Annotated in this window: 29 protein-coding genes and 1 pseudogene; 16 read left to right on the top strand and 14 right to left on the bottom strand. The window is 41.6% G+C overall.

Going from position 1 to position 26,085, the window contains the following annotated elements; genetic code table 11:
- Positions 1 to 25 precede the first annotated feature (25 nt).
- Positions 26 to 280 (top strand): type B 50S ribosomal protein L31, encoded by a 255-nt coding sequence (locus FTV03_RS00380; RefSeq protein WP_078189321.1) that lies wholly within the window; start codon positions 26 to 28, stop codon positions 278 to 280.
- A gap of 121 nt (positions 281 to 401) precedes the next feature.
- Here FTV03_RS00380 and crcB read toward each other — a convergent pair whose 3' ends face one another.
- Complete coding sequence (gene crcB, locus FTV03_RS00375; RefSeq protein WP_078189322.1) at positions 402 to 785, bottom strand: fluoride efflux transporter CrcB; 384 nt, start codon at positions 783 to 785, stop codon at positions 402 to 404.
- 168 nt (positions 786 to 953) lie between these two features.
- Between crcB and FTV03_RS00370 the strand changes: the two genes are divergently transcribed.
- Positions 954 to 1,286: a HopJ type III effector protein gene (locus tag FTV03_RS00370; protein ID WP_078189323.1), complete on the top strand. Its 333-nt coding sequence runs from the start codon at positions 954 to 956 to the stop codon at positions 1,284 to 1,286.
- A gap of 88 nt (positions 1,287 to 1,374) precedes the next feature.
- On the opposite strand, the gene FTV03_RS00365 is transcribed toward FTV03_RS00370, so the two are convergent.
- On the bottom strand, positions 1,375 to 1,800 hold the full coding sequence (locus FTV03_RS00365) for a protease inhibitor I42 family protein (RefSeq protein WP_257220641.1): 426 nt from the start codon (positions 1,798 to 1,800) through the stop codon (positions 1,375 to 1,377).
- A gap of 73 nt (positions 1,801 to 1,873) precedes the next feature.
- Positions 1,874 to 2,434 (bottom strand): hypothetical protein, encoded by a 561-nt coding sequence (locus tag FTV03_RS00360; protein ID WP_111884184.1) that lies wholly within the window; start codon positions 2,432 to 2,434, stop codon positions 1,874 to 1,876.
- Positions 2,435 to 2,738: 304 nt separating this feature from the next.
- Between FTV03_RS00360 and FTV03_RS00355 the strand changes: the two genes are divergently transcribed.
- Complete coding sequence (locus tag FTV03_RS00355) at positions 2,739 to 3,365, top strand: class I SAM-dependent methyltransferase (RefSeq protein WP_180039441.1); 627 nt, start codon at positions 2,739 to 2,741, stop codon at positions 3,363 to 3,365.
- 47 nt (positions 3,366 to 3,412) lie between these two features.
- Here the strand turns inward: FTV03_RS00355 and FTV03_RS00350 are convergent, their stop codons facing one another.
- Together FTV03_RS00350 and FTV03_RS00345 are read right to left on the bottom strand one after the other, a co-directional pair.
- Positions 3,413 to 4,006 carry a hypothetical protein gene (locus tag FTV03_RS00350; RefSeq protein ID WP_180039439.1) on the bottom strand — a complete coding sequence of 198 codons (594 nt, stop codon included), beginning with the start codon at positions 4,004 to 4,006 and terminating at the stop codon, positions 3,413 to 3,415.
- 55 nt (positions 4,007 to 4,061) lie between these two features.
- Positions 4,062 to 4,532, bottom strand: coding sequence for a Holliday junction resolvase-like protein (locus tag FTV03_RS00345; RefSeq protein WP_078192492.1), 471 nt, complete (start codon positions 4,530 to 4,532; stop codon positions 4,062 to 4,064).
- 132 nt (positions 4,533 to 4,664) lie between these two features.
- Between FTV03_RS00345 and FTV03_RS00340 the strand changes: the two genes are divergently transcribed.
- The 4 genes from FTV03_RS00340 to FTV03_RS00325 all read left to right on the top strand — a co-directional run bounded on the left by FTV03_RS00340 (position 4,665) and on the right by FTV03_RS00325 (position 7,889).
- A complete protein-coding gene (locus FTV03_RS00340) occupies positions 4,665 to 5,309 on the top strand; it encodes a ParA family protein (protein ID WP_180039437.1) in 645 nt (214 codons plus the stop codon).
- Positions 5,310 to 5,459: 150 nt separating this feature from the next.
- Positions 5,460 to 6,581 carry an AI-2E family transporter gene (locus FTV03_RS00335; protein WP_180026123.1) on the top strand — a complete coding sequence of 374 codons (1,122 nt, stop codon included), beginning with the start codon at positions 5,460 to 5,462 and terminating at the stop codon, positions 6,579 to 6,581.
- A gap of 116 nt (positions 6,582 to 6,697) precedes the next feature.
- The gene (gene sodC, locus FTV03_RS00330; protein WP_180003399.1) at positions 6,698 to 7,246 is read left to right on the top strand and encodes a superoxide dismutase family protein; all 549 of its coding nucleotides are present in this window, start codon (positions 6,698 to 6,700) and stop codon (positions 7,244 to 7,246) included.
- A gap of 343 nt (positions 7,247 to 7,589) precedes the next feature.
- Positions 7,590 to 7,889, top strand: coding sequence for a DUF3817 domain-containing protein (locus FTV03_RS00325; RefSeq protein WP_180039435.1), 300 nt, complete (start codon positions 7,590 to 7,592; stop codon positions 7,887 to 7,889).
- Positions 7,890 to 7,992: 103 nt separating this feature from the next.
- Here FTV03_RS00325 and FTV03_RS00320 read toward each other — a convergent pair whose 3' ends face one another.
- The 4 genes and pseudogenes from FTV03_RS00320 to FTV03_RS00310 all read right to left on the bottom strand — a co-directional run bounded on the left by FTV03_RS00320 (position 7,993) and on the right by FTV03_RS00310 (position 11,506).
- Positions 7,993 to 9,222, bottom strand: coding sequence for an MFS transporter (locus FTV03_RS00320; protein ID WP_180039433.1), 1,230 nt, complete (start codon positions 9,220 to 9,222; stop codon positions 7,993 to 7,995).
- 290 nt (positions 9,223 to 9,512) lie between these two features.
- Positions 9,513 to 9,768, bottom strand: a pseudogene (locus tag FTV03_RS17840) (hypothetical protein); the annotation flags it as partial.
- A 209-nt stretch (positions 9,769 to 9,977) separates the two neighbouring features.
- The gene (locus FTV03_RS00315) at positions 9,978 to 10,349 is read right to left on the bottom strand and encodes a hypothetical protein (RefSeq protein WP_180039431.1); all 372 of its coding nucleotides are present in this window, start codon (positions 10,347 to 10,349) and stop codon (positions 9,978 to 9,980) included.
- Positions 10,350 to 10,438: 89 nt separating this feature from the next.
- Positions 10,439 to 11,506 (bottom strand): RNA-guided endonuclease TnpB family protein, encoded by a 1,068-nt coding sequence (locus FTV03_RS00310; RefSeq protein WP_180039429.1) that lies wholly within the window; start codon positions 11,504 to 11,506, stop codon positions 10,439 to 10,441.
- Between the two features lie 24 nt (positions 11,507 to 11,530).
- Here FTV03_RS00310 and tnpA point away from each other — a divergent pair, with 24 nt between their 5' ends.
- Positions 11,531 to 11,938 carry an IS200/IS605 family transposase gene (gene tnpA / locus FTV03_RS00305; protein WP_180039427.1) on the top strand — a complete coding sequence of 136 codons (408 nt, stop codon included), beginning with the start codon at positions 11,531 to 11,533 and terminating at the stop codon, positions 11,936 to 11,938.
- 171 nt (positions 11,939 to 12,109) lie between these two features.
- On the opposite strand, the gene FTV03_RS00300 is transcribed toward tnpA, so the two are convergent.
- On the bottom strand, positions 12,110 to 13,519 hold the full coding sequence (locus tag FTV03_RS00300; protein WP_180039425.1) for an FAD-binding oxidoreductase: 1,410 nt from the start codon (positions 13,517 to 13,519) through the stop codon (positions 12,110 to 12,112).
- Positions 13,520 to 13,889: 370 nt separating this feature from the next.
- On the opposite strand from FTV03_RS00300, the gene serA reads away from it, so the two are divergent.
- The 3 genes from serA to FTV03_RS00285 all read left to right on the top strand — a co-directional run bounded on the left by serA (position 13,890) and on the right by FTV03_RS00285 (position 17,221).
- Complete coding sequence (gene serA / locus FTV03_RS00295) at positions 13,890 to 15,122, top strand: phosphoglycerate dehydrogenase (protein ID WP_078192852.1); 1,233 nt, start codon at positions 13,890 to 13,892, stop codon at positions 15,120 to 15,122.
- Positions 15,123 to 15,239: 117 nt separating this feature from the next.
- Entirely contained in the window at positions 15,240 to 16,109 is an 870-nt protein-coding gene (locus FTV03_RS00290; protein WP_180026081.1) for an EamA family transporter, read from the top strand.
- A gap of 242 nt (positions 16,110 to 16,351) precedes the next feature.
- Positions 16,352 to 17,221 (top strand): DMT family transporter, encoded by an 870-nt coding sequence (locus FTV03_RS00285; protein ID WP_180008737.1) that lies wholly within the window; start codon positions 16,352 to 16,354, stop codon positions 17,219 to 17,221.
- 128 nt (positions 17,222 to 17,349) lie between these two features.
- Here FTV03_RS00285 and FTV03_RS00280 read toward each other — a convergent pair whose 3' ends face one another.
- The 3 genes from FTV03_RS00280 to truB all read right to left on the bottom strand — a co-directional run bounded on the left by FTV03_RS00280 (position 17,350) and on the right by truB (position 19,643).
- A complete protein-coding gene (locus tag FTV03_RS00280; protein ID WP_180039423.1) occupies positions 17,350 to 17,811 on the bottom strand; it encodes a hemerythrin domain-containing protein in 462 nt (153 codons plus the stop codon).
- A 125-nt stretch (positions 17,812 to 17,936) separates the two neighbouring features.
- Positions 17,937 to 18,710 carry a TSUP family transporter gene (locus FTV03_RS00275; RefSeq protein WP_180008735.1) on the bottom strand — a complete coding sequence of 258 codons (774 nt, stop codon included), beginning with the start codon at positions 18,708 to 18,710 and terminating at the stop codon, positions 17,937 to 17,939.
- Between the two features lie 24 nt (positions 18,711 to 18,734).
- Positions 18,735 to 19,643 carry a tRNA pseudouridine(55) synthase TruB gene (gene truB, locus FTV03_RS00270; RefSeq protein ID WP_180039421.1) on the bottom strand — a complete coding sequence of 303 codons (909 nt, stop codon included), beginning with the start codon at positions 19,641 to 19,643 and terminating at the stop codon, positions 18,735 to 18,737.
- Positions 19,644 to 19,796: 153 nt separating this feature from the next.
- Here truB and FTV03_RS00265 point away from each other — a divergent pair, with 153 nt between their 5' ends.
- From FTV03_RS00265 to FTV03_RS00245, 5 genes are all read left to right on the top strand, one after another.
- Entirely contained in the window at positions 19,797 to 20,825 is a 1,029-nt protein-coding gene (locus tag FTV03_RS00265) for a lipase secretion chaperone (RefSeq protein ID WP_180039419.1), read from the top strand.
- Between the two features lie 45 nt (positions 20,826 to 20,870).
- Positions 20,871 to 21,848, top strand: coding sequence for a triacylglycerol lipase (locus FTV03_RS00260; RefSeq protein WP_257220640.1), 978 nt, complete (start codon positions 20,871 to 20,873; stop codon positions 21,846 to 21,848).
- Between the two features lie 367 nt (positions 21,849 to 22,215).
- Positions 22,216 to 23,226 carry a triacylglycerol lipase gene (locus FTV03_RS00255; RefSeq protein ID WP_180039415.1) on the top strand — a complete coding sequence of 337 codons (1,011 nt, stop codon included), beginning with the start codon at positions 22,216 to 22,218 and terminating at the stop codon, positions 23,224 to 23,226.
- A gap of 201 nt (positions 23,227 to 23,427) precedes the next feature.
- On the top strand, positions 23,428 to 24,393 hold the full coding sequence (locus FTV03_RS00250) for a triacylglycerol lipase (protein WP_180039413.1): 966 nt from the start codon (positions 23,428 to 23,430) through the stop codon (positions 24,391 to 24,393).
- Positions 24,394 to 24,645: 252 nt separating this feature from the next.
- Positions 24,646 to 25,566 (top strand): triacylglycerol lipase, encoded by a 921-nt coding sequence (locus FTV03_RS00245; RefSeq protein WP_180039509.1) that lies wholly within the window; start codon positions 24,646 to 24,648, stop codon positions 25,564 to 25,566.
- Positions 25,567 to 25,629: 63 nt separating this feature from the next.
- Here FTV03_RS00245 and rplS read toward each other — a convergent pair whose 3' ends face one another.
- A complete protein-coding gene (gene rplS / locus FTV03_RS00240) occupies positions 25,630 to 26,001 on the bottom strand; it encodes a 50S ribosomal protein L19 (RefSeq protein ID WP_078189351.1) in 372 nt (123 codons plus the stop codon).
- Positions 26,002 to 26,085 lie beyond the last annotated feature (84 nt).

The raw sequence follows: 26,085 nt of genomic DNA, 5'->3' as shown, positions 1-26,085 counted from the left end.
ATCAATAAATTTAAGGAACAGAAGAATGCGTGCCAACATCCATCCCGAATACCGTGAAGTGCTCTTTCATGACACCAATGCCAATGCCTTTTTTGTGATTGGCAGTACTTTAAGCACCAATCAAACCAAAGAGTTTGAAGGCAAAACTTATCCATATGTGACGCTCGATATCTCAAGTGCATCACATCCTTTTTATACAGGTGAACAACGCCAAGTGAATAACGAAGGACGTATTGCGAACTTTAATAAACGCTTTGCGCGTTTCAAACGCTCACAATAAGTTCAGTTTCGATTAAGTTTTTTCTTTTAAAATTAAAACATTAAAGAAGTTCAGGGTTACCCTCCTCCAGCCTGAGCTTCTTTTTTTTATGTCTGAAATTTTGTGGATTTCAAGCGTTGTTTTAAACATCTATTTTTAAAATCGACTGAAATAAGTAATATCCCAGTCCCAATACGATGACGCCAATCACCACACTGGAAATGGCATAACTAAATGCCAGCCCACTTTGCCCTTGTCTAAGCAGTTGGAAGGTTTCTAAGCCGAAACTTGAAAATGTGGTAAAGCCACCTAAGATCCCGACCATAAGCAATAAGCGTGCTTCATTTTGTAGAACGGGATATTTTTGGCTAAATGCAAAAAACACACCTGCACAAAAGCAACCTAAAATATTCACCCACCATGTTGCCCACGGAAAGAGCACGGTTGGCTTGGCCAATAACAGTCCTGCTGCATAGCGAAGTGTTGCCCCAATTGCGCCGCCACATGCGACCAAAAGCCAGTTCATAGTTGTCCTACTTCAACATCATTGGTATCTACAATTTAGGCAACAGACTGCCTAAGGTCGCCCTTCAATATACACGCATTTAATTTACGCAAATAGTGTTAAATGTTTGGGCCAAAGCTTGCTATAGTCTGCAACACTTTGCGGTATTTTTTATTGAAAGAGGACATTATGGCTCAGGAATTATTAGATCAACTTCAAGCAGGGACTGCGAAATTTTCAGATGTGATTGCATTTATTGAAGCGCGTTATAACCACACAGCAACCGCTTTTACCAATGGCAAACAAGCCAATGCAGCAACTGAAAACCAAGGCAGTGCCAAAGTATTTTCTTTTGCCCAATTGAATGGTCTAAACCAAGCTGAAACCTTAAGTCTTTTTGCTGAACATTATGCTGCTGTATTGGCAACACCAGACGCAACTGACCACCAAAACATTCGCCAATTTATGCAAAATGGTTGGGAAGGTATTCAATTTGACGGTCAAGCGCTCAGCGCGAAATAATGCCTAGGTAGACGTTCTAAATCAGTTCGTCTGCAATAAAAAAGCCAGTACAAATACTGGCTTTTTTATCGTTGATCATCTGTTCACATCAGGACACTCGAACTCTGCAAGTCCATTCAGCCATCGCGGTTTTTTCCCAAGCTCGTGCATGCTTCAAATGTAGTAATTCTTCACCCGCAGTCGTTGCGGTAAAACGATAAGTTTTTTGACCGCCTCCGCCTAGTACTGGTGTCGTATCCGCAGCAGCTTGTTGTTGAGCTGACTGAAACACTTCTTCAACTTTAAAAAGTTTCGGTTGCTCAGCCAAAGACCATACATATCCGGTACTTGGATTTTCGTTTAACAGTACTTCTAAAGTTTGTCCACGATCCATCTCAAGCAAAGTCGGACAACTTTGCTGTTCAGTAAATACATGGGTTTTCCCATCTACAGTTGAACTCATACTGGTACATCCACCAAGCGCCAAACCACTCGCCATCATTAGACTCAAAATAAACTTTTTCTTTATCGTCATTTTCATCATCAAATTATTTTACCTTGAATCTAATGCACACCGATTTCAAATACGATCTCGATGCAATCGAAATTTAGCCTTTGACTTTTTCAATCCACTGAATCGAACTGACACGAAAAACTTCACAAGCCCCATCACCCGTATCTGTTGGGGTCAAAGATGAAGTCCAAACCAAATCTTTGTCTTTCACCTCAACCAAATCCCCTTTTAAACGCACGAGATCGCCACGTTTTACTTGAGTAATTTGTTTAGCAATTTGCGGGTTTGCAGGAATGATGTGCATATTCGACACCATCATCATGGCTTGCTTTTGCGGTACAGGAACACGATCCATTTTCCAATTTAAGAAACGGTCATATTGATTAACTGAAATCGTACGAGCAATTTCTGGCTCTGCAAATAAGCCCCAACTGACCGCATAATCGATCGGAGAAAATTTTGCTTGTTCATCTGTTTGATAGGTTTTAGAACCTAAAATTCGGAAATCACCTTTAAATTCTTTCAAGGTAGAAATTGACTGGCCTTTGGCAACAGGTGCTAAGCCTTTGGCAATATTATAATCTGAAGACGCTTGGACACCGACATTCAATAAAAAGCCTGCAAGCACAGTACTTAATGCAATTCGCTTGATCATCGCGTTATCCTCTTACCCTGTAATACTTCACATTGCTCAATTTTCATTCTGCAATTGAGCCGACTTCATCTATACATAATGCCCCAACCTGAACATGAGCTTAAAATCGCGTAGGTTGAGCCTGATGAATGTCGTTTTTACTAGTTGTAACTCTATATTACGCACACAGTCTGCATAAACCTTATGAACTTGGTAACAAAATGCTGTTATTCAGTCAATTGGCCCATATCCACGCCCTACCACATGATTTAAAATTAAAAAGACATGATTTACACTTTAAAAAAAGCCAACAACAATACCCGCTATGATTTATAAATTTTATCAACAACACATTTTTCCGCATCTTTTAAATCAAGTCATGCAAGTACCAAGCTTGATGGATAAACGACGCGAACTCCTGTTAGCCGTATCTGGTGAGGTGCTCGAAATTGGCTTTGGTACAGGTTTGAATTTAGCGTTTTATCAAAATGTCGATACTGTTTTTGCCCTTGAGCCCAATCCCGATATTTTTCATTTAGCTGCTGAACGTGTACATGCAGCACCTTTTGAGGTACAGCATATTTTAGCTGGTGCTGAAAAATTACCCTTTGCAGATGAAAGTCTAGATCATGTCGTGAGTACATGGACCTTATGCAGCATTGCCGATATTGAAACTGCGCTTGAAGAAATCTACCGTGTCCTTAAACCAACAGGGACATTTCATTTAATAGAGCATGTACAACACAATGAAAATCGGAAAATTAAGCAGTTACAGCATTTACTCACGCCCATTCAAAAGAAAGTCGCGGATGGCTGTCATTTGGATCGTCATATGCAAAAGTTGCTTGAAGATGCCCAGTTTGAATGTTTTGAAACGCAGTATTTTGATGCTGAAGGCATTCCAAAAATTGGTCAGCGCATGTTGCTCGCCCGCGCACGGAAGTTGAGTTAAAGCTTCCAAGGCCATGTTTAAGCACAATCAAATCTAAATAAAAATACCTAGTCTTTGATTAATCGAATGGCATTAATTTTTAGGATATGACAGGGCTTTTTATTCAACACATTATAGGTGTGATACGACTTCCCTGTTTTGATGGAATGCACATCCACCCATGCACCCAAAATCTCCACACGATCCCCTGATTTTAAACGGCGAATACGATTTGTAACGTCTTCGGATTGAGCAATCACACTGACATTTTGCAATTCAGACTTGAGCTGTTCAACTTGTGTCGAGGGTACATTTTTCGCTTGTACGCTAAAACAGCGGTTCTGCTGCGACCATTCAAGATGATATTTTAAAGACTGGAAATCATTTGCGCCTGAACTCAGTAGCAGATCAATATTGCTGACATAGGCCAAGTCTTGAAAGCCACCCACCACGGTCGGTGCTGCCGGATGTAAAGTACGACTACTCGCACTGTAGTAGCGTTTATCCAACAGCAAATATTCACCGGAAAATGCCTGAGTCGGTGTGACCTGAAAATTTTTCAGCACACCAGTTTGCTCTAAATGTGGAATGGCACGAAAATATTCAGACCATATCCACAGCATGAGCGCAAAAACGGCTGCAGTCGCTAAGAGTTTTTCCATGTGGATATTCTGTCCTTATTACTTTTCGACGGTTCTGAGCCTGAATCAAGCGAGCTTAAATATGCTCAAAATCAATTCGGATGGTTTCAAAACGCACTCGCCCTTCAGCAATGGCTTGAGCAATCGCTTGTTGCCCTTTGGTCAAACGTGCCCCACCACTTTTAATATCAATCAGCACCACTTCAATGTCTTCAGCGAGTCCATCACCATCACGAAAATCAGTGTAACCATCAAAAACCACATAATCGATCGGGTCACCGAGAAACTTTGCATCGCTAGGTAAATACTGAAATTCAGGCATGATCGGCGCCATTTGTTCAGCCATTTTGCCTTTTAAAACAGCACGACTGGTATTTACACTGCGTTTTTGTGCATGGGCCAATGCCTGCTGATGTTCCAATTCTAGTTCTGCAATATATTGCTCGTATTCTGCCTTAATCCTTCCATTGCGACTGCCACTTAATATTAAGGTGGTCAGTACAATCCCAATACACGCGCCAATGAGCATGGCCATCCAGACAGACATTTAAAATTCCTAATCTTTTTAATATATTACAGCGAAACGTATAGAAAAAACTTAGACTTTGGTTCTTTGTCATATTCCCCGCATTAAACAATGATATGCTAGGGATGAGCAGAATAAAATCTATTTAGGTCGATGAAAACGATATTAATTGCCAATCAAAAAGGTGGTTGTGGCAAAACCATCACAGCAATCAGTTTAGCCTCTGCACTTGCGCAAAAAGGTTATAAAGTGGCCTTGGCAGATGCTGACAATCAAAAGTCTGCACGTCAATGGCTCAAACAGCGCCCAGAGACTGCCGCCCCAATTCAGAGCCTAGATTGGCGTCATGAAAAGTCGATTGGTGATGTACCAAAAGGGATTGAATATCTAATTATCGATGCACCGGGTGCGTTATCGGGTGAACATGCAGATCAGTTGGTCAGTGAAGCCCATGCCATCATTACCCCGCTACAACCATCTTTCTTTGACATCGACTCGACCCGTCGTTTTTTAAAGCATTTGCAAGAAATTAAACGGATTCGTAAAGGTAAAGTCCAAATCTTATTGCTTGCCAATCGTGTAAAACACAATTCTGCTCATTCCAAAGAAATTCAAGATTTTTTCAATAAAGTTGAACAACAGCCCGTTGCTTGGATTTCTGAACGTACCGCTTATGGTCAACTTGCCATGCAAGGTCTTTCAGTTTTTGACAAAACGCAAAAATTGTACCTCGGTATGCAACAACAATGGCAACCTGTGCTCAATGCCATTATTGAAGACGAAGCCGAGTGGTTTTAACCCATCATTCCACATTTCGCTGATATAAAGGCCAATCTTGCAAGGATCTAGCCTGAAAGATATTCACCATAAGTTAACAAGCTCTCGTTTTCGGGAGCTTTTTTTTCGGTTAAGATTGAACACAACATGATGAAAAAATCAGAGCACGCATTGCCAACGTTCGCACCTACATTACAAAAAGTCTTATTGTTCGGATTATTTTTTATCCTGATTTTTTTGAGCTTTAGCGTACTCAAATACTTTATTGTGCCCGTCGTTTGGGCTGCGATTATTGCTTATATGACATGGCCGCTGTATCAATCAGTACATCGTTTTTGTGGCAATCGTGCAAATCTAAGTGCGGCGCTGATGATCTTACTGGTGGTACTCGTGGTGGGTCTGCCGGTGATTTTTGCAATCTTCTTGTTACAACATGAAGGCCGTAACTTGTATTTTGAATTACAAAAGCAAGTTTTCTCTGGTCATGTCAATGTGCCTGATTTTATTCGCCAACTGCCGTTTATTGGTAAAGAAGTCAGTCGTACCCTGCATGAACTGAACAATGACCCGAACAGTATTATTCAATCGGTACAAATTTGGATTCAGGGGCATTTGAACTACGGTAAAGTTCTGGTCGGCGAAGTCAGTAAAAATATCTTTAAGCTGTGTTTTGCCGTGATGTCTTTATTTTTCTTCTATCGTGATGGTCAAACCATTTTAAGTCAGGTCAGTAAAGCCCTCGAAATGGTGATCGGGCCACGTATTCATCATTATCTTGCCACTATTTCGGATACTACACGTGCCGTAGTGTATGGCATCGGTCTTACCGCCATTGCCCAAGCTTTACTTGCCGGTGTTAGCTATTTTGTCGCCGATGTGCCTAACCCAATGTTATTAACCATCATTACCTTCATGTTGGCACTGATTCCTTTTGGCCCACCGATTTCATATACCGCTGTATCGTTGTGGTTATTTTCACAAGGTCAAACCATTGAAGCCATTGGCGTCATGGCTTGGGGTGTTTGTGTGGTGAGTACAGCCGATAACGTGATTCGTCCTTTAGTGATTTCAGGGGCAACGCAGATTCCATTCTTATTAATCATGTTTGGTGTTTTGGGTGGGATCGCCAGTTTCGGTCTTGTTGGTTTATTTATCGGGCCAGTGATCTTGGCTGTATTGTTAGCCATTTGGCGTGAATGGTTGCATGAAACCCAAATTGAAGCCGTCATGATGCCCAAAGCAACGTTGGCACATAACTTAGACAATATAGATGATAAGCCTGAACAACCTTAATTCAGGCTTGAATTCATTAAACAAATATTACAATCAAATACTTAAATTATCTGTCATCCTGTATTCGCATCTGTTTCAATGGTTGAGACTCCATAAAAACAGACAGGATGCCAAACATGTCTTCACTATTTAAATTCGGTGCGCTTGCTGCGGTCAGTGCCCTGATGTTTACAGGCTGTGCGAGTACCTCGACTTCAACAGGTCTGAATGCAAAAACCGTGACGGTCAATGCCGTGACTGCTCAAGGTATTGGTCAAAGCATCGGTCAAATTAACTTGGTTGATAGCCCTGCTGGCTTGGTTATTCATACCAATTTAACCCAGCTTCCTCCGGGTCCACACGGTTTCCATATTCATGAAAAAGGTTCTTGTGCCCCAGCTGAAAAAGATGGAAAAGTGGGTGCTGCACTCGCTGCGGGTGGTCACTTTAACCCTAAAGCTGCACCTCACCACGGTACACCGTTAACCGGTCACATGGGTGACTTACCGATCCTTCAAGTTCAAACGGATGGCACAGCAAAAGTGAATTTAATTGCACCACGCTTGAAATTGGCGGATGTACAAGGCTTAGCCATCATGGTCCATGCCGGTGGTGATAATTACTCTGACGACCCTAAACCTCTAGGCGGTGGCGGTGACCGTATTGCCTGTGGTGTGATTCAATAATCAACTTTGCATATAGATTTGAACAAGCGGACTTTAAGTCCGCTTTTCTCTTACCTAAAATAAGCAGTTTATTGAAAAAATTCAGTCTACTTTCCAAAATATCCTCAGCATGTCATTGTCCACAAAAACACACTACCGAAATAGATATTGCTCAAACGCTAATTATGAAAAGCCGAAACTCAATAATGGCTTTAGCATATATTGAATTAAACCAAGCCCATCACTCAGAATTAATTTATTAAAATACATCAACTTAAGGATTTTATCTGTTTAATAAATATTAGGTTTGGCCCATTATTTCAGGTACACTCAAGGCTTAAATGACTTTGAATGTAAACTGTACATGAATATCAAGACCTTACGTATTGTGGGCCTATTAGAAGGCATTTCATTTCTATTATTATTGTTTATTGCTATGCCCATGAAATACCTGATGGACAATCCAATTTTGGTGAAATACGTCGGCATGGGTCATGGTGTGCTCTTTATTGCATTCTTGGCGGTGCTGTTTGTGGTCTGTGAAAAACAAAAATGGTCCCTTAGTGTGTTTTTAATGGGCCTGATTGCTTCTATTTTGCCTTTTGGTCCTTTTATTTTTGATCGTAAATTAAAGCAGTCTGAACAACTTACTACACAAAATTAATCGTACAATTTAAAAAGCCCAACCACTTGATCAAACACATTGTCGGGCTTTTTTTATCGCTGATTTATGGGTAGATAATAGCGAACTACCGTTTAGCCTACTTTTAAAACTCACCCCTAGCTTTACGCTGCTGCATAATCTTTTTAACAAAAAACCGTGGGAAACTAAACCACAGTAAAATTAAGCCAACGCCGGTCAAGCTATACGCCCATAAGCCAAAGCCTTCATACAGCACCCGCACCAACTCGATCACCGCGAAGAATGAAATCATCATTAAAACTGAAACGGCTGCTGCCACAGTGCCCTTCGATACCTCAGATGACATCAAGGCAAAACGGTATAATACGGAGAAACTAATGCCTTCACCAAAACTGACCAAAGTCATTCCTATAATCAGTAACGTTAAAAAATAAGTCGGTGTGAACATGCCAAGCACTACCAAGCCTGTTCCCAACAGCATCAACGGTAAACCAATCATGACCGATTGACCTAAAGGCAATTTGTCGATAATTTTAATCAACACCAAGTTCCCAATAATCAAACCGCCCAATACGGGGAATTGTGCCAAACCATATTGCATGCTACTGAGCCCTAATTCCTCCACCAAGATCACTGGTGACAGTGCAATCCAGAGCATCAATGGCATTGCCACCATCGGCAGTCCAAAAGTCAGGGCCAAAAAGCGTTTATTTTTCAATACCTGTTTAAAGTCATCAAAAATATAACCAATCGGCTGTTTCGGAATACTGATCTGCTGCGTCGGCATTTTGGCTTTTAAACCAAACCCACTCAGAAAGGACAGAAAAGCAATGCCAATAAAACCCCAATGCCATGACACATGATCAATCATAAAGGCACCAAGTACTGGCCCCATCAAGGGTGCAAGTAAGGAAATATTGGCCATCAATGCCATGACTTTAATGGCGTCACGCTCTTCAAAAGTTTCCTGAATGGCGGCATAGCCCACAGCAGAAATTACGGATAATCCAAAGCCTTGTAAAAAGCGCAGGGTTAAAAAGCTTTCAATAGTGTCGGTCAGTAAAATCGCCAAACAACACAGTGTGAAAAAAGCCACACCACCGAGCAGTACGACTTTACGGCCGAGGCGGTCAGACAAAGGCCCTAAAATAGCCGCGACACACGCGCCACCAAGTAAATAAAACGACATGGAAGAAGGTGCCCACGCACTACTCACCCCAAATTCTTGGGTAATGGCAAGCATAGCTGGCTGGACTAAATCGTTACCGATATAGACTGAAAATTCAAATAACACCAATGCCAAAGGAAACATCAACGTGGCACGGCTTAACTTTGCAGTATGTACGTTTTGCATTGTTATCTACATATAAAAATGTGTCGGAATCAGGCATAGTCTATATTCGTGGAAAGACGCGTCAGCTCAATGACAAACACTGTAAAATATTAAAATATAAAATTTGGAGAGTGCAGGAAATTTGCAAGGTTTGCGCCGTATTCACAAGACGCCAATAAGAAATTCATCAGAACTTAAACAGCAGATCGTACGTACCGAGTAAGTTCATCTAGTTTAGCAGCGTTTTCTCTAACTGTATGTGTATTTTTTGGCTTTATTCAGCATCAGGTGTTTTGGCTAGTGCACACAGAAAACGATTCTGCTTCAAATCCACGATGTGGGTGTTCAAGCACACCTTTTTTCAGTTGGGTTGGTTTCAGAAACCTAATCCCTAAATGGTCGAACAATAAAAAAGGCGACACGGTATTGCCCAATTCATAATGGGAAAAATACGGAGGTGACAGGGGCAAAATCCCCCACGGGTGAACCTGAGTCATTGACGTGGATGAAAATTAAGATACACGGAAACTCATTCGCAACTGTCCGAGTCAGGACACACTTCAACATGTAACGTTTCTGCGACCTACTCAATAGAAGAAGGTATTTGACGAGTTTTGCGGTAAGGAGGTTGCTCCGCAAGTTGGTTTCCTTACGAAGCACACTTCTCATTTTACCGAAACAAAAGTAGATACCAGCTCCAATCATCGAATTTTAAATGAAAGGACCTCGCCATACTGAATATTTTATAAAAAATTTAGACCGTATCTTTTTACAGTTTAAGGACACTTCGTCGCTTGGAAAGTCTTGGTATTTTTACCACGTTGGCACTGATATTCCTTCTGCGTATTTACGCGATTCCACTCCCCATCCACAAATCTAAAACTATAAATGGTACGAATCGATTTCACTGAATCATCCATCAAACCCGTTTCAGTCACTTTCACCTGTCCTGCATTTGGTGATTCCACACGGTTAAAGTACTGACGAATTTCCACAGTCGACAGCTCTTTACTCAAATCGGGACGTTCTTTTAACACCTGATCGAGTGGTGTAGCAGAAGAACCCACTTTAGACACAATTTTCTGCGTTGTCGCACAACCCGCTAACATCCCCACACACAATGCAGAAACAACCATTAAACGATTCATAAGCCCAACTCAAAATTATGATTTACCACATTATCATGCAGATTTTTTACAGAAAACACTATTTAAGCAATTTGACATCCTCACCTCCCTTAAACGGAGGTGATTCCTACAGCTAGACGCTTATGCCCAAGCGCAAGAATGTTCTTTGCAGCATTAATGTCCCGATCATTTAGACTGAGACATTTTTTATTACTGCACTGCCATTCTCTTATTCGCAAATCTATCCTACCTGTCGGACTACTTGCGGTGATCTCACCGCAGCACGAACAGATTTGGGAGGTGAAACTCTCATTGACTTCCTCAAACAATACGCCTGCGTTCTCGCATTTATACTTGAGCATTGTTTTTAGTGCCGAAAATCCTGTGTCTAAAACAGATTTCGCCATTTTAGTTTTTACGAGTTTCTTAGCACTGAGATCACCAACAACAATCAATGCATTTTCCTTAACAAGCATGCTGCTTGCCTTATGCAAATGGTCTTTACGACTATTTGCAATTTTTGCATGTAATGCACGTACACGCTTCTTGTTGTTTGCTCGTTGAGCAATTCCTAGTTTCTGTTCATATTTTCGATAGAATTTAGGATTTGAAATCACGGTACCATCTGAACAGGTTGCAACGTCCTTTAAGCCTAGATCAATGCCTATGGCTTTGGTGGCTGTCGGTTTTTCTTGTTTCAGTGAATCCACTACAAGGCACACATACCAACGCCCACGACTATCTTCAACAAATGAGCCTGTTTTAATACAGTATTTACTTAAGCCATAGCTATCCCATAGCTTAAATTGTTGTTTGCCATATTGAACATATCCATCAGCGTATTTGATCGCTACTTTCTTAAACGGTATCCATCCAAGTGATCTTCTTGCTGATTTCTTATTGCTGACACGCCATTTAAGCTTGGCTTTTTTAAACTGCTTTCTTCGGGTAACGAGTTCAGCAGAAATCGCCTGAATGGTTTGGCTGTGTAATCCACACTCTTTAGATGCGCCTTTGGTGTACTTATCAATGTCATAGGATGAAAGAAATTCACCCTTTCTCTTTAAATGTTTAAACCCTAAATCATTCACATAATTCCAAACAAAGTTCACCTCAGATGCCAATTGGTCTAGCACCTTGCAATGTTTGTCTTTTATGCGTAATTTAAGTGTTTTCATGCTTTATATTTTAATTGGTCTATCATGGTAAATCAAGAAATAAGATCAGGTCGCCACTGTGTTTTTAATATGCACGTTCACTTGGTATTTGTGACTAAATATAGAAAAGACGTTTTTACAAAATCAATGCTTGATTCAATGAAAAGGATGTTTAAAAAAGTCTGTTTGGACTTTGAAGCTGAATTAACCGAATTTAATGGCGAAGACGATCACGTTCACTTATTAATCAATTATCCACCCAAAGTTGCTGTTTCAAATTTAGTGAATAGCTTAAAGGGTGTTTCAAGTCGCCACTTAAGGAAAGAATTTCCTGAAATTAAAAGCAAATTATGGGGTGGCTCTTTATGGTCGCCAAGTTACTTTGCTTCAAGTTGTGGTGGTGCGCCATTGGAGATTATTAAGCAATATATTAAACAACAATCATCACATTAACACCTAACGGTGGTCGCTTATATCCCCAACATGAACGATGGGGGGGCTTTTCGCTCCATTTGGTAAATCAACATGACAAAATAGATGTATATTAAGCTGTTTAAAAAATCGGAGTTAAAATAAGGCATAAAAAAACGCATCCGAAGATGCGTTCTAGTACGTCTTTAAAAATTAAAGATCGAATAATTTACCCGGGTTCATAATCGCATTTGGATCGAATACTTTTTTCAAAGCTTTCATATATTCGATTTCTTCTGCTGAACGGGTGTAGTCAAGGTAAGGCTTTTTGGTCATGCCTACACCGTGTTCTGCCGAAATTGAACCGTCATATTTTTTCACAGTTTCAAATACATATTTGTTCACGACTTGGCATTTTGCAAAGAATTCATCTTTAGACAAATCCGCAGGTTTCAAAATATTTAAGTGCAAGTTACCGTCACCAATATGACCGAACCAGCAAATTTCAAAGTCTGGGTAGTTCTCTGCCACAATTGCATCAATTTCTTTAATAAATGCAGGTACATGCGTAATCAGTACTGAAATATCATTTTTGTATGGGGTAAATGGTGCAATCGACTCTGAAATGTCTTCACGTAAACGCCATAAGCTATGTACTTGGTCTAGGCTTTGGCTCATCACGCCATCCAGTACCCAACCTTGTTCCATGCAATGTTCAAAGATTTCCATTGCCGCGTCCATAATCGGTTCAAATGGTGCTTCAAACTCAAGTAATACATAGAACGGACATGGCGTTTCAAACGGACGTTGAACATGACCATTGTCCAATACTTTTTGCATTGCAAGTTCACCAAAGAACTCAAATGCAGTCAGGTCGATTTTCTTTTGGAAAGCATGCAATACCGGCATGATTGCATCAAAATCAGGTACACCCAGAACCAATACTTGTAGATCGTGTGGTTGACGTTCGAGCTTAATTTCAGCTTCAGTTACTAAACCTAAAGTGCCTTCACCACCAATAAATAAGTGTTGTAGCGCATAACCTGTCGCGTTTTTGATCATGCCTTTGTTCAAACGCAGGATGTCACCTTTACCAGTCACTACAGTCATACCCAACACCCAGTTACGAGTCATACCGTATTTGATGACTTTAATACCACCGGCATTGGTCCCGATGTTGCCACCAATTTGTGACGAACCTGAAGATGCAAAATCTACTGGGTAGTACATGCCCTGTTCTTCAGCATAGTTTTGCAGTTGTTCAGTTACCACACCTGCTTGTACACGAACCATACGGTCAGCGGGGAAGAATTCCAAAATTTGGTTCATCTTGTCCATGCTCACCACGATTTCACCGTTGGCTGCTACCGCACCCGCAGATAAACCGGTACGACCGCCACTTGGGGTAATCGCTACATTAAATTGGTTTGCGAGTTTGACAATTTGTTGAACTTGTTCAGTGCTTGACGGGAAAACAACGACCGACGGGTTTGGATCGAAGTGCTTAGTATGGTCACGACCCCAATTTTGGAGACTATCCGCATCGGTTTTAATTCGGCTTTCGCCAACAATAGCGGTCAATTGGGTCAATAACTCTGGGGTTAAAGCGACTGGAGCATTCATCGTTTTCAGACCTTGCAAGAAGTAAACAAGTTTTTTTAAAGGTCCAGATCATCTTCAGTTAAAACTGCGGCAATGCATATTTTAAGAAGAAGCCTGAAACTGGGGGCATTCAATCAGTAGCGGAATCGTACTGATTAGCTTGAGTCGCATTATTATAAGCTATAACTGGCTTTTTTTGACAAAACCGATAGAAAAAGCTGTTTTTGCAATGTTTTGTTGAATATTACAAGGTTAATTCGACCATTTTCGACCTGTTCTGACACATCATTTGCCAAAATAGCAACGTCTTGGGTCATAAAGGAAATGTATATCGGCTAATTTCCTATGCTATTATATGCGCACTAAATTTGGCCTTTGTAGCGGAGCCGTAATGAGCCAACATCTTTCTCTACCTAAAGATAAAATTCGTTTCTTGTTGTTAGAAGGCGTTCACCAAAACGCAATCGACACTCTAAATGCTGCCGGATACACCAACATTGACTACCGTAAAACTGCGCTTGAGGGTGAAGCGTTGAAAGAAGCGGTTAAAGATGCTCACTTCATTGGTATTCGTTCACGTACTCAATTAACTGAAGAAGTTTTTGAAGCGGCGAACAAACTGATTGCTGTGGGTTGTTTCTGTATCGGTACAAACCAAGTGAACTTAAATGCTGCAATGATTCGCGGTATTCCAGTATTTAACGCACCATACTCAAATACGCGTTCAGTTGCTGAACTAGTACTTGCTGAAGCGATTCTATTACTTCGTGGTGTTCCTGCAAAATCTGCTTCAACTCACCGTGGTGGTTGGAACAAGTCTGCAGTTGGTTCATTTGAAACTCGTGGTAAAACTTTAGGTATTGTTGGTTACGGTTCGATTGGCTCGCAACTTTCTGTACTTGCTGAAAGTTTAGGTATGCACGTAATTTATTACGATGCCGTAACTAAACTTCCAATGGGTAATGCACGTCAAGTCGGTTCTATGGGTGAACTTCTTGCCAATGCAGACGTCGTATCTCTACACGTTCCAGACGTTCCATCAACTCGCAACTTCTTCGGCAAAGACCAATTTGCTCAAATGAAAGAAGGCGCAATCTTCCTCAATGCTGCACGTGGTACATGTGTCATCATTGAAGATCTTGCTGATGCAATCAAATCTGGTCATATTGCTGGTGCGGCTGTAGACGTATTCCCTAAAGAACCTAAAGCAAACGGTGAAGAATTCGTTTCTCCACTTCGTGGCCTAGACAACGTGATTTTAACCCCTCACGTTGGTGGTTCTACGATGGAAGCGCAAGCGAACATCGGTCTTGAAGTTGCTGAAAAATTCGTTGCTTACTCTGATAAAGGTATGACTTTATCTGCAGTGAACTTCCCAGAAATCGCGTTACCGTTGACTGAAGGCAAACACCGTTTACTTCATATCCACAAAAACGTGCCAGGCGTTCTTTCAAAAATCAACAACTTGTTTGCTGAACACGGTATCAACATCTCTGGTCAGTCATTAATGACTAAAGGCGATGTGGGCTATCTTGTGATGGACGTTGATGCAACTGCATCTAAAGAAGCTTTGGATACTCTTCACGAAGTGGAAGGTACCATCCGCGTTCGCGTATTGTTCTAAATTAATTAGACACTGAAGCCACAGCCTTCGGGCTGTGGTTTTTTTATTGTAGTAGACTTTTAAAATCTGGCTTTTGCCAATCTCCCGCTATTCGAGTCATCGAAACAAATTTAGTCTATGCCAAATTTTAAAGTTGCACCGGCTGTCCAAGCACCGCTGATCTTGCTTATTGCCATGATCAGCATGCAAAGCAGCGGTTCCTTTGCCAAATATCTTTTCGGTCAATTTCCCATACTGACCGTTTCGGCCATGCGTTTAATGCTGGGCGCTTTGATCTTGGCGATTATTTTTAAAGTTTGGCAGATCAATTTTAAACAAGTGAAATGGTCGTCTATTCTGAGCTATGGCTGTGCCTTAGCAGGGATGAATGTATTATTTTACTTGTCGATTGATCGTCTCCCGCTCGGCATTGCCGTCTCTTTTGAATTTATGGGCCCGCTCAGTGTCGCACTATTTGCTGCACGCCGAAAATTTGACTTTATTTGGGTCGGACTGGCTATTTTAGGCCTTATCCTACTTTTTCCTTTTGACCAAGCTGCACAACGACTTGATCCTGTTGGCATTGCCCTCGCCCTTGGCGCAGGTGCCTGTTGGGCACTCTATATTGTGGCAGGTCAGAAACCCTCTGGCGTTTCAGGCAACCATACGGTTTGTTTAGGTATGTTTGTCGGCATGTGTATGCTCATGCCAATTGCATTATTTGTAGGGATTCCTGCACATGCCTTTGAACCGATGAGCCTCTTTTATTTTCTTGCTTTAGCCACCTTAGCCAGTGCCATCCCCTTTAGCTTAGAAATGATTGCGCTCCGCAATTTAACGGCACTCAGTTTCGGAACGCTTATGAGCCTAGAACCTGCAATTGCAGCACTCTCTGGTTTTGTTTTCTTAAATGAACAATTACTTTGGACCCAGTGGTTAGCCCTTGCTGTCATCATCTGTGCCTCGATTGGGTGTACCTATACCACGCAAAAAGCCAAAGTCATTTAAATTCAAAATATGTTCCCACTGACAATGGATGAACTGCATGAATCTCAGACTCAATTTTTTGAATTCAAATTGAATCATGATGTGCTCAGTCCTGCTCTTACATCCGCCGAACCTTAGAATATTAAATTTAGAACCCATCATGATTTGATCAAATGTTAAAATTCACTCAACTGTCAGCATTAACCGCTATACTGTACTGACTCAAAAATAGGGCTCAACACCGCCCAACAACTGTGTGCCGCATGCCAAATTCACAACTTCTCGCTGTTGTTTTCATGGTGCTCTCCATGATTTCCTATCAGATCAGTGCATCATTCGCCAAGCAATTATTTTTGGTGCTTGATCCACTCAGTGTGACCATTTTACGACTCTGTTTTGCTTCAATTATTATTTGTTTAATGTTTCGCTCTTGGCACATTTTAAAACGACTTTCATTTTTAAAATGGCGTGATTTACTCTGCTATAGCGCAGCCCTGTGCCTCATGAATGTCTTATTCTATATGTCACTGGGCAAACTCCCTCAAGGCATTGCCGTTGGACTGGAGTTTATTGGGCCGCTAGGTTTGGCGCTGCTGTCGATAAAAAATCGTAGCGACTATATCTGGGTATTTTTGGCGATCTTAGGGATTGCGTTGATGGTGCCTTGGGGACAGGCTCAAAGCGGCAATTTCTCACTGATTGGTGCAGCTTGTGCATTGGCTGCCGGACTCTGTTGGGCCTTTTATATTTATTTCGGGCAAAAAGTGGTACACCAAAATATTGGCATGCATGCACTGACCATTGCCATTAGTTTATCGGCATTGACCTTATTACCTATCGGCCTCTATAACAACGCAGCAGCTTTAATGGACACACAATATTGGCCTAAAGCACTGTTGATTGCCATTTTAGCCACAGCGATTCCCTATGCCCTAGACCTCAAAGCCTTAAAGATTCTAAGCAAGCTAAGCTATGGCACATTGTCGAGTATCTCACCTGCTCTGGCAGCTATTACGGGTATGGTTTTATTGGGAGAACGTATCGGCATGTGGCAATGGATCGCACTGCTGTGTATTATGCTCGCCTCAGTCGGGGTGACGATGCGTTCCTCTAAATCGGAAACAGCCAACTAAATTATTAAAGGCAAAATAGTTAAATAAAAATGGCGGGATTGCCGCCATTTTTCAACACCTTGTCTAAGAACTCCTACATCTAAGCTTTTAAATACAAGGTTCGAAAAAGTCTAGCTTCTATAAAGGACTTAACCAGTCAGGCTGTCTTTATCCGCCTTCTTGTATTTTTTATATTCTGCCAAATATTGTTTGGCTAAACTTTCCTTTTGTTTTTCATCTAAGATTTTACCCGCTTGCTGAAAAAAGCCATGTTCTTCTTCCTGTAAATGATGATGCACAGTTTCTGAAAGTTTTTTGGCAATGGCCAGCCAGCCCGGATTGCTAAATTCAGTCTCAGTCAACTGCTCTAAAAGTTCGTCCATTTCATGATGTTCAGCCAAGGCATGACGGGTAATATTCAGCCCCGAATCGGTCATCATTAAAGGAATATAAAAATATCGGTCTTCCCCGACAGCATGCGCGAATAATTCATTTTTAAGTCGGTCAAACAAATCCCGACGTTCTGGACTATCACCAGAAGTTTGTACTAATTGTTCTGCAAGCGCTCTTTGTTGTTCATGACTTTGACGTAAAGCTTCAAAAATATTCATTCTGATGATGCCCTCTGATGCTTAGCGATAGCTGAGTATTTTTTTAATTCAGCAAAATAAAGTGCTTCATTTTTATACTAAACATATCCGCATCAGAATACAGCGCAGCTCTGTTAAGTTTTGTTTTAAGCTTGTCCCGTAAAGGTTTGATACCCTAGCCGTACAATCAAAATACTCACCAAAATCAAAAATAGAATTCGAATAAAGCCACTGCCGTATTTAATCGCCGCACGTACACCAACGATCGAGCCTAATATATTCGCCACAGCCATCATTAAGCCTATAGCAAATAACACATGGCCTGTGGGCGCAAAAAAACTCAATGCAGCCAAATTGGTGGTTAAGTTAGCCACTTTAGACAAAGCAGAGGCATGTAAAAAGTCTGCTTGTAGATAACGAATAAAAAAGAAGATAAAGAAACTACCCGTGCCTGGCCCAAAAATGCCGTCATAAAAGCCAATCACCAAACTACCAAGAGCGGCAAGACCGAGAATTTTAGGGGTCAGTTCTTGGCGTACATGCACCTGACCAAATTGTTTTTTGGCAAAGGTATAGATCGCAATCACGATCAACATGACCAAAACAAAAGGCCGTAAGACTTCTTTTGGAATCATCGATACACAAGCTGCGCCCACAAAGGAGGCAACGAATGCACAACTTGCAATGACCGCAAGTAATTTCCAACGTAGTTTAACTTGGCGTAAAAAGGAATAGGACGCTGAAGCCGTACCAAAGATCGAAGACAACTTATTGGTGCCAAACACCGTCGCCGGAGATAAGTGCGGCATGGCATTCATAATGGCTGGAATTTGAATTAATCCTCCGCCCCCCACTGCTGCATCAATTGCACCGGCAAAAAATGCAAAAAATAAGAGGCTTAAAATAATTTCAATGTCCATAAGAACTCTTCAATGCTGTATCAGCTACTCTAGATTTAACACACGCTTAGGCACCAAACGTTTACGGTCTGTAATTTCAGCCAGCCCTAAACAACGCTCACCTTCAAATACCAAGACCTGCGCTTCTGCCTCATGTTCAATATTACTTTCCATGCCACGACTGAAATATTCTGCACGCCCTTCTGGCGCTTGCACTTTGCAGAAATGATCGACGGGTGAATACACCGGCAGCAATAATGCTTCACGCTCCACTTCAGTCAAGCTTTCCAAATATTCAATGGTGTAAGTTGGATTAAGGTCAAAATGCCCCGTTTGCGTACGGTGTAGATAGGTCAAATGTCCAAAAGTACCTAATGCTTTGGCAATATCTTCGCCTAAAACACGAATATACGTGCCTTTGGAACAGGTGATGTCGAGTGTAATACTATTCTCATTAAATGATAATAACTCGATGGCATAAATCGAAATTGGACGTGCTTCACGCTCTATTTCTATGCCTTTACGCGCCAACTCGTACAGCGGGCGACCTTCTTTTTTCAGCGCAGAATACATCGGTGGAATTTGTTGAATATCTCCCAAGAACTGTGCCAACACCTGCTGAATCGTGGCTTCCGTCAAAACAGGTACGGCTTGTTCCATCAGTACCTCACCTTCCACATCACCCGTCGTGGTGCTGTGTCCTAAAAAGACCGTGGTTTGATAACGCTTGGTCGAGTCGAGCAAGAAATGTGAAAATTTCGTCGCTTCACCCAAACAAATCGGCAATAAACCTGAAGCCAGCGGATCAAGCGCACCGGTATGCCCTGCTTTTTGAGCACGAAATAGCCAACGAACCTTCTGTAAGGCTGCATTCGAGCTAATACCTAATGGCTTATTCAAAAGAAATACACCATGTACAGGACGACGTTGGATCTTAGGAGAGGCTTTTTTCATGTCAAAATTTGGCTAATACAGGAACAGCGCAATGGTAACAACCCACCTCTAACGTTTACAACTCTTCTATGTTTTTATCTGCGTTTTATGTCATATTGAGTTCGCATTTAGAACTCTAAAACAATTAAAAACGGAATAAAGGTGCATTGGGATATGCAAAAAAATAAACTTTGGCTCATCATTGCCTTGGTCGTTATCGCTGTTGCTGCATTTATATTTTGGCTGGCGCCAAAAGCATCACAAAATGATCCTTCAGATCAATCGATTCAACAACAAAATACGCCTTTAGCTCAGGGCGAAAGCTCTACAGCACAAGCTACAAGCGGTTCTTCACTGCTCAGTCCAAGTCAACAAGACACGGAAGTTAACTGTCAAATCAGTATGGATGGTTCAAACCGTCTGATCGTGAACGAACAAACGCGGAATTGTTTTGAATATTTCATCACTCAATATGGTGAAAAGTCGATCGATCAAATCAAAAAGGATTTTAAAGCCTACATTGCACAAGGTCATAAAGAACCGGCGCTGTCCCAAATTTATGATTTGTGGGATCGCTATATGAAATATCGTGAACAATTAGGTCATTTACAGCCACCGAGTGACGACAAAGAATCACCTCAATATTATCGCTCGATCTATAGCAGCACCCAGAATTTAAGAAAACAGTTCTTTTCTGATTATGAAATTGAAGGTTTATTTGGCAAGGAAAATACTTATCACGAATACACGCTAAATCGCATGGAAGTAGTAAATGACAAAAAACTGTCTGAGTCTGAAAAAGCCAAAAAACTAAAAGCCCTGTTTGATGAACTCCCAGAAGATTGGAAAGAAAATCTGGAACAAATCAATAAACTTGAAGATTTACGCAAACTCACAGCGGACATTAAAGCCCGTGGTGGATCAAGCGAAGAAATCCATCAAATGCGGTTAAATTTAGTTGGTCCAGAAGCCACTCAGCGCCTTGAAAATCTAGACAGCCAGCGCAGCTCTTGGAAATCTAGCGTAAATCAATACCTCACAGAGCGTGACAGTATTGTGAAAAGCAATATGAGTGACAGTGCTAAACAACAAGCAGTACAGCAGCTCCGTAATCAACATTTTAAATCCAAGGAAGATCAGCTCCGCGTTAGTACCTTTGAATCTGTACATGATCAAGGTGGAAAATTACCTTTTGCAGAATAAGTACAAATAACAATTTAAAAATAACTTCAATTTCAGGATGAAATGATGAAAAAACCACAAGCTCTTTTATGCGCAATCATCGCTGCCTCAGCAGCTGCCGCAACCTCACAGTCCCAAGCTGCAGCTGGACTTCAACATGTCACCGCCAATAGCTCGGCAAGCTATGCTAAGACCAAATACCCGATTGTATTTACCCATGGCATGTTCGGGTTTACTCGCATTGGCTTTGACAGCTTTGGCATGGATTATTTTTATCAAATTTTGCCGGATTTAGCCCGCAACGGTGCCAATACCTTTGCTGCCCAAGTTTCTCCGCTAGAGTCGACAGAAGTTCGCGGTGAGCAATTGCTCTCTCAAGTCGAAGAAGTCCTTGCCCTGACCGGACAACCTAAAGTGAACCTCATTGGTCATTCACATGGTGGGCCAACCACACGTTATATTGCAGCGATCAAACCTGAATATGTAGCTTCGGTAACTGGGGTTGCAGGCACTTATCGCGGCTCTCTAGTCGCAGATAAGATCCAAGCCAACAAAACCATTAATTCAGTCTTTGGTGTACTTGGCGATCAACTTTTAGCACCGATTATTACTTGGGCTGAAGGCAACTCGAGTCTCCCTAATAGTGTCGATGCATCACTCACCGCAATCAGTGAAAAAGGTTCTGCTGAATTTAATGCAAAATTTCCAACCGCAGCACTGGCAGCGAACTGCAACGAGTCGGGTGCCAAAGTCGACAATGGCGTGTATTACTACTCATGGACTGGTACGGCCCAAGCCACGAATGTATTAGATGTATTAGATACAGTGATTAGTCAGCTTGCCCCTTTGGCCTATGGAAATCGTGACAATGACGGTTTGGTTGGACGCTGTAGCACCCACATCGGACAAGTGATCCGTGATGACTACAATCACAACCACTTAGATGAAGTGAATATGGTCTTTGGTCTACGCAGCCTATTTTCACCTGACCCAGTTGCGCTCTACCGCCAACATGCCAATCGTTTAAAATTACAGGGACTGTAACTTCAAAAGTTGGCTCCCTTTCAGCACTGAACAGGACGTCTTTGGACGTCCTTTTTTGTTTACAATTTTTTTATTTGTACGCATTAAACAATTTAATTCAATAAGTTATTAAATGATAACAACTAAAATAAATAGCAAAAATAAAAGACGAATGTATATAAATATACTTGTCACCTCAACGCCGTCCATGTCCTAAAATGACATGGAATTTCAAACCGAGCATGAAAAAATGACAAGGCATCTTTGTCTATTCAAACTCTCTAAAATCAAAGATATGGCCTGGCCAGTCACAAAGATGTTGCTTAAAAACAGAGAGTATTTTCATGATTAAAAAGTAATAAAAACAACATCAGATCAAGGAACATTTATGCGATCTTTAGTAAACACGGCCAAGATGGCCTCTGTAGCTGCAGTTGCAGGCTTAGCGATGAGTATATCGGCAAGCACTCAAGCTGCGCCTAGCGTCCTCCAGGTGAAGGAAACGGCAAAATCGGACTACGCAAAAACCAAATATCCAATTTTAATGGTGCATGGTTGGCTCGGTTGGTCACGTATCGGCACCGACACCATCGGACTGGATTATTGGTACCAAATCTTGCCAGATATGGCACGAAATGGCTCAACCGTATTCGCAGCGCAATTATCTCCTGCAAATACCACAACACATCGTGGCGAGCAGTTAATTGCACAAGTTGAAGATGTTTTGGCTATTACAGGGAAGCCAAAACTTAACTTAATCGGTCACTCTCATGGTGGTCCAACTGTATTGTATGTTGCTCAAACAAAACCACAGTACATTGCGTCTATTACAGGTGTTGCAGGTACCTATCACGGCTCTAAAGTAGCGGATGATATTCAAGGCAACTCACTTTCTCGTACTGCCTTCAATATTTTAGGTGATTATATTGTCGGCCCACTGATTGCTTTAGGGCAGGCAAAACCTGAGCTTGAAATTGATTTCGATGCTTCTATGAAATCATTATCACAAACAGGTTCTGCTGCATTTAACAGTACGGTTGCAAAATCTGCTGTAGCTGACGGTGTTTTGGCGTCTTCAGAAAATTGCAGTAAGAACTTAAAGCAAGTCGACAGCAAAGGCATTCAATACTATTCATGGACCGGTGTTGCGCAAACCACGAACCTACTTGATATCGACACGATCCTGATGCAACTCGGGCCATTGTCTTATGGTAATAAAGACAATGACGGTATGGTTGCACGTTGTAGTGCTTATATCGGTAAAGTCATTAACGACAGCTACAAACTTAACCATACCGATTTAGCCAATATGATGTTCGGCTTAACGGGTCTATTTGCACAAGATCCTGTGGCACTGTACCGTCAACATGCTAACCGTTTAAAACTGCAAGGACTTTAATTTTTATCGTTGACGTTTCAATTCACTAAGGGGGCTTCGGCCCTCTTATTTACTTTTATCAATCTGAAGTTCTTGATCTTTTATTTTGTTACATTTAGCGGCGCAGTTAATCTTTTTCAATTTGCAACAGGTGATCTTTATTGCTTTATTAGAAGTGACAATAAATATTGTCATAAAACAATAATACATTGAGGATCGCTCATGAAATACGGACCATTTTTAGCAGGTTTAATTGCAGCTACATTCATCGGTAATGTATCTGCATCGCAAGCAACCCAAGTCACCGCCAAAGCTAGTTCTAGCTATGCAAAGACCAAATATCCAATCGTATTTAACCATGGTATGGGTGGTTTCATTACCGTCGGTACGGACTCATTTGGACTCGACTATTGGTATCAAATCCTGCCTGATCTTGCCCGCAATGGTGCAAATGTCTGGGCAACGCGCGTATCGCCGTTTAACTCCACCGAAGTACGTGGCGAACAGCTTCTACAACAAGTCCTTGAAATCCGAGCACTCACTGGTGCAGATAAAGTGAATTTAATTGGACATAGCCATGGTGGACCAACGATTCGTTATGTTGCCGGTGTTCGCCCAGATGTCGTGGCTTCATTAACCAGTGTTGCAGGACCTCATCAAGGCTCCCCTGTTGCAGACTTAATTTTAAAAGCTGAAGGCACCGCTGTGGAAGCACCCTTGGTTGGAGCTGTGAATTTTGTCTCTAAAGCCATCGTTTGGGCGCAAGGTCTAGATCCAAAGACTTACCCTCATGACGCATTGGCAGGTGGTTCAAGTTTAACGCTAGCGGGTTCTGCAAAGTACAATACCGCATTCCCTCTGGGCTTGCCTAAATCCAATTGTGCTGATGGTAATAGCGTGGAAAAAGGCATTTATAACTATTCATTTACAGGTGTGGGCCAAATCACCAATATTTTAGATTTAGACTCAGCACTAAAAGTGACCGCATTACTGATCGATGGCGGAAAAGACAATGATGGCCTCGTATCACGCTGTAGTGCCAAGTTTGGTAAAACCATTCGTGATAACTACAACTGGAACCATTTAGATGAAGTCAACCAAGTGCTTGGTCTCAAAGCGTTGTTCGCACCAGATCCTGTCGACGTTTATCGTCAACATGCCAATCGTTTAAAACTTCAAGGTTTATAATTTAGTAAAGCTATACATTAAACCCTGTAAATTCAGGGTTTAATGATATTTTCATTAATCAATGTACAAAATCATCTTCATTCCGTCGATTAGTTCGCACATTTTACTTTCCTTTTCTTATAATCCTTAATGACAATAAAAATTGTCAAATAGACGCGTTTGTCTATTTCCAAACTGAACTGAATCACAGTTTGAATACCAAAACAAAAAGAAAGGAATGAAAAATTGCTCTGCGCCACGCTCCTTGCAAGTATGGCAGTGACCCAAACGCATGCTGCATTAGGTATACAGCAAGCGACCACTAAAAAAGTCATCGACAATTATGCTGAAACCAAATACCCCCTAGTATTTGTACACGGGATGTTTGGTTTTAATCGCTTAGGCGGTGCCGTTTTTAGTCTAGATTATTGGTATCAAGTCCTCCCCGATTTGGCAAGCCATAAGGCTACGGCCTTTGCTACACAAATCTCCCCGTTGGAGTCCATTGAAGTTCGTGGAGAACAACTGTTAGACCAAGTTGAACAAGTAGTTGCGATTACTGGCAAACCTAAAGTGAATTTAATTGGTCACTCACATGGTGGCCCTACGGCTCGATATATTGCTGGTGTACGACCTGATTTGGTTGCCTCTGTCAGTACAGTCGCAGGAACCAATGACGGTTCACCTGTGGCAGATTTAGTACAGAGTGTGCCGATTTTAAATGGCGTATTAGCGACTGTTATGGATGCCTTAATGACCCCAGTGATTAACTTCGCCCAGCAGTCTAATCTGCCTTCAAATTTTAAAGCTTCGATCTACAGTATGTCTCAACCAGGTGTGAAAGCTTTTAATGCAAAATTCCCGCTCGGTATGCCTGCAACCAAATGTGCTGATGGCCCAAGTGTTGCCAATGGCATTAGCTTCTATTCATGGACAGGTATTTCCAACACCACCAACTTACTTGATCCAGATACGATCTTTACCGCAATGGGGCCAATTGCATTTAGCGGACAACCGAACGACGGCTTAGTGAGCCAATGTAGCAGTAAATTGGGTAAAACCGTCCGTGATAATTACAAATGGAACCATTTCGATGAAGTCAATCAAGTATTGGGCTTGAAGGGACTATTTGCACCAGACCCTGTTTCAGTCTACCGTCAACATGCCAATCGTTTGAAACTTCAAGGTTTATAACTTTCTTTCATGCATAAAAAAATGCGCCTAAAGGCGCATTTTTTTACAGCGTTGTAAAACAAATTATTTTGCTTTACGAGCTGGTAATTTTTCACGAATACGTGCAGCTTTACCAGACAATTCACGTAGGTAGTAAAGTTTAGCACGACGAACGTCACCACGACGTTTCACTTCGATACCAGCAACGATTGGTGAGTGAGTTTGGAATACACGCTCAACACCGAAACCGCTAGAAATTTTACGTACTGTGAACGCAGAGTTCAAACCACGGTTTTTCTTAGCAATTACAACACCTTCAAATGCCTGAAGACGTTCACGCTCACCTTCTTTTACTTTAACTTGAACAACTACTGTGTCACCAGGAGCAAAAGCAGGGATGTCTTGTTTCAACTGTGCATTTTCAACAGCTTGTACTAAAGGATGTTTACCGCTCATGGGGTATCTCCGATTATGCGAGTTAGAAGAGGTCTAATCATCGCTGGGGCTAGAGGCTAAAGCGCATAGACCCGATTGACTTTC

The organism is Acinetobacter sp. YH12218 (assembly GCF_013417925.1).
GTDB lineage: Bacteria > Pseudomonadota > Gammaproteobacteria > Pseudomonadales > Moraxellaceae > Acinetobacter > Acinetobacter amyesii.
This window is presented reverse-complemented; position numbering and strand designations above follow the sequence as displayed.

Bases quoted from the DNA above. Each gene is read 5' to 3' on its own strand.
- FTV03_RS00315 (WP_180039431.1), bottom strand. From the start codon at position 10,349: ATGAATCGTTTAATGGTTGTTTCTGCATTGTGTGTGGGGATGTTAGCG.
- FTV03_RS00325 (WP_180039435.1), top strand. From the start codon at position 7,590: ATGAATATCAAGACCTTACGTATTGTGGGCCTATTAGAAGGCATTTCA.
- serA (WP_078192852.1), top strand. From the start codon at position 13,890: ATGAGCCAACATCTTTCTCTACCTAAAGATAAAATTCGTTTCTTGTTG.
- FTV03_RS00260 (WP_257220640.1), top strand. From the start codon at position 20,871: ATGAAAAAACCACAAGCTCTTTTATGCGCAATCATCGCTGCCTCAGCA.
- FTV03_RS00360 (WP_111884184.1), bottom strand. From the start codon at position 2,434: ATGATCAAGCGAATTGCATTAAGTACTGTGCTTGCAGGCTTTTTATTG.
- FTV03_RS00285 (WP_180008737.1), top strand. From the start codon at position 16,352: ATGCCAAATTCACAACTTCTCGCTGTTGTTTTCATGGTGCTCTCCATG.
- rplS (WP_078189351.1), bottom strand. From the start codon at position 26,001: ATGAGCGGTAAACATCCTTTAGTACAAGCTGTTGAAAATGCACAGTTG.
- FTV03_RS00265 (WP_180039419.1), top strand. From the start codon at position 19,797: ATGCAAAAAAATAAACTTTGGCTCATCATTGCCTTGGTCGTTATCGCT.
- FTV03_RS00300 (WP_180039425.1), bottom strand. From the start codon at position 13,519: ATGAATGCTCCAGTCGCTTTAACCCCAGAGTTATTGACCCAATTGACC.
- FTV03_RS00280 (WP_180039423.1), bottom strand. From the start codon at position 17,811: ATGAATATTTTTGAAGCTTTACGTCAAAGTCATGAACAACAAAGAGCG.
- FTV03_RS00245 (WP_180039509.1), top strand. From the start codon at position 24,646: ATGGCAGTGACCCAAACGCATGCTGCATTAGGTATACAGCAAGCGACC.
- FTV03_RS00370 (WP_078189323.1), top strand. From the start codon at position 954: ATGGCTCAGGAATTATTAGATCAACTTCAAGCAGGGACTGCGAAATTT.
- FTV03_RS00355 (WP_180039441.1), top strand. From the start codon at position 2,739: ATGATTTATAAATTTTATCAACAACACATTTTTCCGCATCTTTTAAAT.
- truB (WP_180039421.1), bottom strand. From the start codon at position 19,643: ATGAAAAAAGCCTCTCCTAAGATCCAACGTCGTCCTGTACATGGTGTA.
- FTV03_RS00320 (WP_180039433.1), bottom strand. From the start codon at position 9,222: ATGCAAAACGTACATACTGCAAAGTTAAGCCGTGCCACGTTGATGTTT.
- FTV03_RS00310 (WP_180039429.1), bottom strand. From the start codon at position 11,506: ATGAAAACACTTAAATTACGCATAAAAGACAAACATTGCAAGGTGCTA.
- FTV03_RS00345 (WP_078192492.1), bottom strand. From the start codon at position 4,532: ATGTCTGTCTGGATGGCCATGCTCATTGGCGCGTGTATTGGGATTGTA.
- FTV03_RS00365 (WP_257220641.1), bottom strand. From the start codon at position 1,800: ATGACGATAAAGAAAAAGTTTATTTTGAGTCTAATGATGGCGAGTGGT.
- tnpA (WP_180039427.1), top strand. From the start codon at position 11,531: ATGGTAAATCAAGAAATAAGATCAGGTCGCCACTGTGTTTTTAATATG.
- FTV03_RS00275 (WP_180008735.1), bottom strand. From the start codon at position 18,710: ATGGACATTGAAATTATTTTAAGCCTCTTATTTTTTGCATTTTTTGCC.
- FTV03_RS00255 (WP_180039415.1), top strand. From the start codon at position 22,216: ATGCGATCTTTAGTAAACACGGCCAAGATGGCCTCTGTAGCTGCAGTT.
- sodC (WP_180003399.1), top strand. From the start codon at position 6,698: ATGTCTTCACTATTTAAATTCGGTGCGCTTGCTGCGGTCAGTGCCCTG.
- FTV03_RS00250 (WP_180039413.1), top strand. From the start codon at position 23,428: ATGAAATACGGACCATTTTTAGCAGGTTTAATTGCAGCTACATTCATC.
- crcB (WP_078189322.1), bottom strand. From the start codon at position 785: ATGAACTGGCTTTTGGTCGCATGTGGCGGCGCAATTGGGGCAACACTT.
- FTV03_RS00350 (WP_180039439.1), bottom strand. From the start codon at position 4,006: ATGGAAAAACTCTTAGCGACTGCAGCCGTTTTTGCGCTCATGCTGTGG.
- FTV03_RS00340 (WP_180039437.1), top strand. From the start codon at position 4,665: ATGAAAACGATATTAATTGCCAATCAAAAAGGTGGTTGTGGCAAAACC.
- FTV03_RS00290 (WP_180026081.1), top strand. From the start codon at position 15,240: ATGCCAAATTTTAAAGTTGCACCGGCTGTCCAAGCACCGCTGATCTTG.
- FTV03_RS00380 (WP_078189321.1), top strand. From the start codon at position 26: ATGCGTGCCAACATCCATCCCGAATACCGTGAAGTGCTCTTTCATGAC.